This window comes from Amycolatopsis sp. NPDC004747 (assembly GCF_053601335.1).
On record NZ_JBSGBQ010000061.1, the window covers coordinates 21,301 to 27,300 of the forward strand.

6 protein-coding genes are annotated in these 6,000 nt (G+C 72.0%); all 6 read left to right on the forward strand.

The annotated features are described in order from the left end of the window. Positions 1 to 237 precede the first annotated feature (237 nt). The 6 genes from ACWEGE_RS46140 to ACWEGE_RS46165 all read left to right on the forward strand — a co-directional run bounded on the left by ACWEGE_RS46140 (position 238) and on the right by ACWEGE_RS46165 (position 5,900). Positions 238 to 1,797 carry an alpha/beta hydrolase gene (locus tag ACWEGE_RS46140; protein ID WP_449666863.1) on the forward strand — a complete coding sequence of 520 codons (1,560 nt, stop codon included), beginning with the start codon at positions 238 to 240 and terminating at the stop codon, positions 1,795 to 1,797. Between the two features lie 171 nt (positions 1,798 to 1,968). Then, positions 1,969 to 2,868 (forward strand): ABC transporter ATP-binding protein, encoded by a 900-nt coding sequence (locus ACWEGE_RS46145; protein ID WP_449666864.1) that lies wholly within the window; start codon positions 1,969 to 1,971, stop codon positions 2,866 to 2,868. Then, the gene (locus ACWEGE_RS46150) at positions 2,865 to 3,596 is read left to right on the forward strand and encodes an ABC transporter permease (protein WP_449666865.1); all 732 of its coding nucleotides are present in this window, start codon (positions 2,865 to 2,867) and stop codon (positions 3,594 to 3,596) included. The genes ACWEGE_RS46145 and ACWEGE_RS46150 overlap by 4 nt, the downstream gene beginning before the upstream one ends. A 57-nt stretch (positions 3,597 to 3,653) precedes the next feature. Further along, complete coding sequence (locus tag ACWEGE_RS46155; RefSeq protein WP_449666866.1) at positions 3,654 to 4,277, forward strand: hypothetical protein; 624 nt, start codon at positions 3,654 to 3,656, stop codon at positions 4,275 to 4,277. Next, entirely contained in the window at positions 4,274 to 4,585 is a 312-nt protein-coding gene (locus ACWEGE_RS46160; RefSeq protein WP_449666867.1) for a transcriptional regulator, read from the forward strand. The genes ACWEGE_RS46155 and ACWEGE_RS46160 overlap by 4 nt, the downstream gene beginning before the upstream one ends. A gap of 1 nt (position 4,586) precedes the next feature. After that, a complete protein-coding gene (locus ACWEGE_RS46165; RefSeq protein WP_449666868.1) occupies positions 4,587 to 5,900 on the forward strand; it encodes a DNA polymerase IV in 1,314 nt (437 codons plus the stop codon). Positions 5,901 to 6,000: the final 100 nt, after the last annotated feature.

The window sequence follows — 6,000 nt, forward strand, 5'->3', positions numbered from 1 at the left end:
CAGACGGCGCGCAGGTGAAGGGGCTCTCCCGGTAGGCGGGGAGCCCGGCGGTCACGCCGTCTCAGACGAGGCGGAGCCGGATGAAGTAGATCATGGCACCGACCGTACGGGATCCCGGAACGTCCGCGCCATCCGATTTCCGTCTTTCGTCGGGCGTTCGCCCTCGGCTGTCCCGCCGGACCCCTTGCCGGGCATAGGGTTTCCCCGCCCGAAGACGCCCGCGAAAGGGAGAAATCAGTGAGACGTGCCGTAATCGCCGTGGCCGCCGCCGTGGCGTCCGCGCTCGTGGCGCCGGCCGCGAACGCCGCGCCCGCGAAACCGGCGTCGATCGCCTGGGGACCGTGCACCGACGCCACGCTGGCCGCCGCCGGCGCCGAATGCGGTTTCCTCGCCGTGCCGCTCGACTACCGCAAGCCGGACGGCGAACAGATCCAGCTCGCCGTCGACCGCGTCAAGCACAAGGTCCCCGACGCGCAGTACCAGGGCGTCATGCTGACCAACCCCGGCGGCCCCGGCGGTTCCGGCCTGCTGCTGGCCACCCGCGGGCCGCGGGTCCCCAACCACGCCGGTGACGCCTACGACTGGATCGGCTTCGACCCGCGCGGCGTCGGCGCCAGCAAGCCCGCGCTGAGCTGCGACCCGGACTACATGGACTACAACCGGCCGCAGTACGTGCCGTTCACCCCGCAGCTGGAGAAGACCTGGCTCGACCGGGCCAAGGGCTACGCCGAAGCCTGCGCGAAGAACAACTCGCGCGCGTTGCTGGACAACATGAAGACGACCGACACGGTCCAGGACATGGACTCCATCCGCCAGGCGCTCGGCCAGAAGCAGCTGAACTTCTACGGCTACTCCTACGGCACCTACCTCGGCCAGGTGTACGGCTCGCGGTACCCGCAGAACGTCCGCCGGATGGTGCTCGACTCGACGGTCGACCCGCGCGGCGTCTGGTACGGCGACAACCTCGACCAGGACCTCGCCTTCGACCGGAACATCCTGATCTGGTTCGGCTGGCTCGCCCAACACGACGACGTCTACCACCTCGGCAAGACCCAGGCCGCGGTGCAGAAGGTGATCAACGAGCAGCTGCTCAAGGCGCAGTTCAACCCGGCCGGCGGGGTGATCGGGCCGGACGAGATCCTCGACGTCATCCAGCAGGCCAGCTACTACCAGCTGCGGTGGACGCTGCTGGGCGACGCGCTGTCCCGGTTCGTCAACAAGGGCGACTGGCAGAACTGGAAGTCGCTCTTCGAGGCCTTCGGCGGCCGCGGCGACGACAACAGCTACGCGGTGTACCTCGCCGTGCAGTGCACCGACGTCCAGTGGCCGCAGAGCTGGAACCAGTGGCGGCGCGACAACTGGCGGACCTTCGCCAAGGCGCCGTACTTCACCTGGCAGAACGCCTGGTTCAACGCGCCCTGCGTGTTCTGGCCCGGCAAGGCGGGCAAGCCGGCGAAGATCGACGGCCGGGGCGTGCAGAGCGTGCTGATGATCGACGAGACGCTCGACGCGGCGACGCCGTTCGAGGGCAGCCTCGAGGTCCGCAGCCGGTTCCCGGGCGCCTCGCTGATCGCGGAGCCGGGCGGCACCAGTCACGCGATCACCCCGCGCGGCAACGCCTGCGTGGACACCAAGATCGCGGACTACCTGGCAACGGGCGCGCTCCCGGCCCGCAAGCCGGGCCGCACGGCCGACGTCGAGTGCGCCCCGCTGCCGCAGCCGACGCCACCGGCGCCGACGGCGGCCAAGGCCGAAGTCGCGACGCCGGACGTGGTGGCCGGGCGGTTCGCCGGCTGATCTGTCAGGTCACCCCAAGCGCCCCAATGTGGCCTTGGGTGCGCTGGACGCACCGAAGGCCGCCTTGGGGCGCTCTTGCTTTCCGACGCCGTGGGCTTTGAACTCTCGTGGACTTTGTGTTACAAAGTGCGCAGCAACTTTGCGGTTCAAAGTCCACGGAAGGAGGACGCCATGACTGGGGGACCGGCGTTCGCGCTGCACGGCCTCACCAAGCGGTTCGGGCAGGTCACGGCGGTCGGCGGGGTGTCCGTCGAGGTCGCGCGCGGCGAGGTCGTCGCGCTGCTCGGGCCGAACGGCGCGGGCAAGTCGACCACCGTCGACCTGCTGCTCGGCCTGACCAAGCCGGACGCGGGGGAGGTGACCGTCGCGGGCGGCAGCCCGCGCGAGGCCGTCGACCGGGGGCTCGTCGGCGCGATGATGCAGAACGGCGCGCTGCTGCCGGACGCCACCGTCGGCGAGCTCGTCGGCCTGATCGTCTCGACGCACGAGAAGCCGCTGCCCGCCGCGGAGGTGATCGCCAGGGCCGGGCTCGAAAAGCTCGTCAAACGCCGCTGCGGCAAGCTGTCCGGCGGTGAGCGGCAGCGCGTCCGGTTCGCGCTCGCGCTGGCAGGCAACCCGCAGCTGCTGGTGCTCGACGAGCCCACCGCGGCGATGGACGTCGACGGCAGGCGCGCGTTCTGGGCGGCCATCCGCGAGTTCGCCGCGGGCGGCCGGACCGTGCTGTTCGCGACGCACTACCTCGCCGAGGCCGAGGACTACGCCGACCGCGTCGTGCTGATGCGCCAGGGTGTCGTCGTCGCCGACGGGCCGGTCGCCGAGGTCCGGGCGGCGGTGTCCGGCCGGGTGCTCAAGGCGGTCGTGCCCGGCGCGACCGACGCCGGGCTCGCGCACCTGCCCGGCGTCACCGGCGTGCAGCTGCGCGGCGGCCGGGCCGAGCTGGCCTGCGCCGACTCCGACACCGCGATCCGCGCCCTGCTGGTGGCGCACCCGGACGCGTCCGACATCGAAATCACCGCGCTCGGCCTGGAAGAGGCCTTCCTGGCGCTGACCGCCGAGGAGGCCGCCGCGTGAACCCGACGTACCTGAGCCTGGAGATCAAGCGGATCGTCCGGAGCCCGCAGTTCACCATCTTCACCATCGGCATGCCGCTGGCCATGTTCCTGCTGTTCGGGTCGATCTTCGGCAAGCTCGTGACGCCGAACGGCCTGGCCTCGAACGTGCAGACGATGATCAACCTGGCCGCCTACGGCGCGAGCGGCGGCGCGCTGTTCACCGGCACCCGGGTGGCGCAGGAACGCACCGACGGCTGGCAGCGGCAGCTGCGGCTCACGCCGATGCGCGGCCCCGGCTACCTCGTGGTCAAGGTGCTCTCGGCGATGGCCGTGGCGCTGCCGGTGCTGCTGGTGCTGTTCGTCGCCGGGCTGGCGACCGGGGTCGAGATGACCGCCGCGCAGTGGGTCCTGGTGCTGGGGTCGCTGTGGCTGGGCGTGCTGCCGTTCGCCGTGCTGGGCCTGGCCATCGGCCTGTTCGGCAAGGGGGACACGGTCGGCGCGGTCACCGGTGCGCTGATGATGCCGCTGGGCATGCTCGGCGGCCTGTGGATCCCGCTGTGGGTGCTCCCGGACTGGATGTCGGCCCTGGCGCACTTCTTCCCGACGTACTGGCTCGGCCGGGTCGGGGTGGAACCGCTGGCCCACGCCGGCGGCATGGGGTTCGCCGCGCTGGTGCTGCTGGGCTGGCTGGTCGTCCCGGCGTTGGTCGTGGTGCGCCGGTTCCGGCTGGACACGGCGCGGCTCTGAGTGCGTGTTAGCTTCCGTGCAGCACTGCGGGGTCTGCACGGGAGGAGGGCGAGCCGGGTGGAAGACGAGCCGATGTCGGCCGAGGAGTCGCTGAACCTGATCGCCCAGCAGAACCGGCGGACCCGCCGGGAACTGGGCGGGGGCCCGGCGCGGATGCTCGCCGCGTGGGCCTTTGCCTGGCTCCTCGGCTGGGGCTTCACCTACGTCACCACGCAGGACTGGGTGGCGGTGCCCGGCTGGGTCGCCGGCGGCATCGTCGTCCCGGTGCTGTTCCTCGGCGCCATGGCCTACACGACGTACACGAGCATCCGGTCCGGCCGCGGCATCCGCGGGCCCTCCCGCACGGTCGGCGCGATGTACGGCTACGGCTGGGCGCTCTCCTCGATCGGGCTGATGGTCGTCGACCTCCGGATCACCCGGTTCGAGGCGCTGTCGCCCGATCAGGTGTCGCTGCTGTGGTCGGGCACCTGGCTGCTGCTCACCGGCGTGATGTACCTGGCCGGCGGCATGGTCTGGCAGGACAAGCTCATGTACGGCCTGGGCGCGTGGATGATCGTCTCGGCCGCGCTGAGCGTGCTCGTGGGCTACCCGCACAACTTCCTCGTGCTCACCGTCTGCGGTGGCGGCGGGTTCCTGCTCGGCGCGATCGTCTACTTCGTCCGCGAGAAGTCCGCCCGATGAGCGAACTGCCGCAGCTCGACCCGGTCATCCACGCCCAGGCGCGGCTGCGGGTCACCGTCGCGCTCGCCGGGCTGCGCGCCGGTGACCAGATCACCTTCCCGCGGCTGCAGCAGCTGCTGGACATGACGGCCGGCAACCTCTCGACGCACCTGCGCAAGCTCGAGGACGCCGAGTACGTCGAGATCACCAAGGCCTACGAGCACCGCACGCCGGTCACCCTGGTCCGGCTGACCGCGGCCGGCCGGGCGGCGTTCGAGAGCTACACCAAGGCGCTGCACCGGCTGCTGGACGCCACCGGCGGCGACTGACGTGGCCCGCTGGGTCATCCACCTCGACCTGGACGCCTTCTACGCGTCGGCCGAGCAGCTCACCCGCCCGACGCTGGCCGGGCGCCCGGTGCTCGTCGGCGGCACCGGCCCGCGCGGGGTGGTGGCCGGCGCGAGCTACGAGTCGCGGGCGTTCGGCATCCGCTCGGCGATGCCGATGGCCCAGGCGCGGCGGCTGCTGCCGGCGAACGGCGTGATCGTGCCGCCGAGGTTCCGCGTCTACGAGCGGCTCAGCCAGGAGGTCTTCGCGGTCGTCACCGAGGTCGCGCCGGTGCTGGAGAAGATCTCCCTCGACGAAGCGTTCGCCGAACCGCCTTCGCTCGCCGGCGCTTCGCTCGAAGAGGTGACTTCGTTCTGCGCCGCTCTGCGGGCCCGGATCCGGTCGGAAACCGGCCTGGTCGCGTCGGTGGGGGCGGGCAACGGCAAGCAGATCGCCAAGATCGCCTCCGACGAGGCCAAACCGGACGGGCTGCTGGTCGTCCCGCAGGGCACCGAGCGGGAGTTCCTCGCGCCGCTGCCGGTGCGCGCGCTGTGGGGCATCGGCCCGGTGGCCGAGGGGAAGCTGCGGTTCATCGGCGTCCAGACGCTCGGGCAGCTGGCGGCACTGTCCGAACAGGACGCGGTGGCGACGCTCGGCGGCGTGGTCGGCCGCGACCTGCGGCGGCTGGCCACCGGCGCCGACGACCGGCCGGTGGCGGGCCGCGCCGAGACCAAGCAGGTCAGCGCCGAGACGACGTTCGACACCGACATCAAGGACCTGGAGACGTTGCGGGCGGAGGTCCGCCGGATCGCGGTGGGCGCGCACCAGCGGCTGCTCAAGGCCGGCCGGGTGGCGCGGACGGTGGTGATCAAGCTGCGGCACACGGACATGCACACGGTGACCCGGTCGGAAACGATCTCGGCGCCCACGGACGACCTGGCCGAGCTGTCCGCGACGGCCGAGCGCCTGCTGATCGACCCCGCGGAGTTCGGCGGCATCCGGCTGGCGGGCGTGGCCTACAGCGGGCTTTCGGTGCCCCACCAGGACGCGTTGTTCACCCTGTCCGCGCCCGTGGAGCCGGTGGTGGTGTCGTCCGCCCCGGCGCCGGCTCCCGCGGCACCCGCGGCGCCTTCGGAGTGGCGCCAGGGCGACGACGTGGTCCACGCGGAGTTCGGCACCGGCTGGGTCCAGGGCGCGGGCCACGGCCGGGTGACGGTCCGCTTCGAGCACCGGTCCTCCGGACCCGGCGTCGCGCGCACCTTCCCCCAGTCGGACCCGGCCCTGACCCGCGGCGACCCCGGCGACTGCCTGCGCTGACCCGTCGTGAGTGGTAAGGCGGCTTCTAAACCCCCCAATAACACCCGACGAAAAATCCCGGCCCCCCAGCAGCAGAGCCCCCACGGGGGCCGCCCCGGGG

Bases quoted from the DNA above. Each gene is read 5' to 3' on its own strand.
- ACWEGE_RS46145 (WP_449666864.1), top strand. From the start codon at position 1,969: ATGACTGGGGGACCGGCGTTCGCGCTGCACGGCCTCACCAAGCGGTTC.
- ACWEGE_RS46160 (WP_449666867.1), top strand. From the start codon at position 4,274: ATGAGCGAACTGCCGCAGCTCGACCCGGTCATCCACGCCCAGGCGCGG.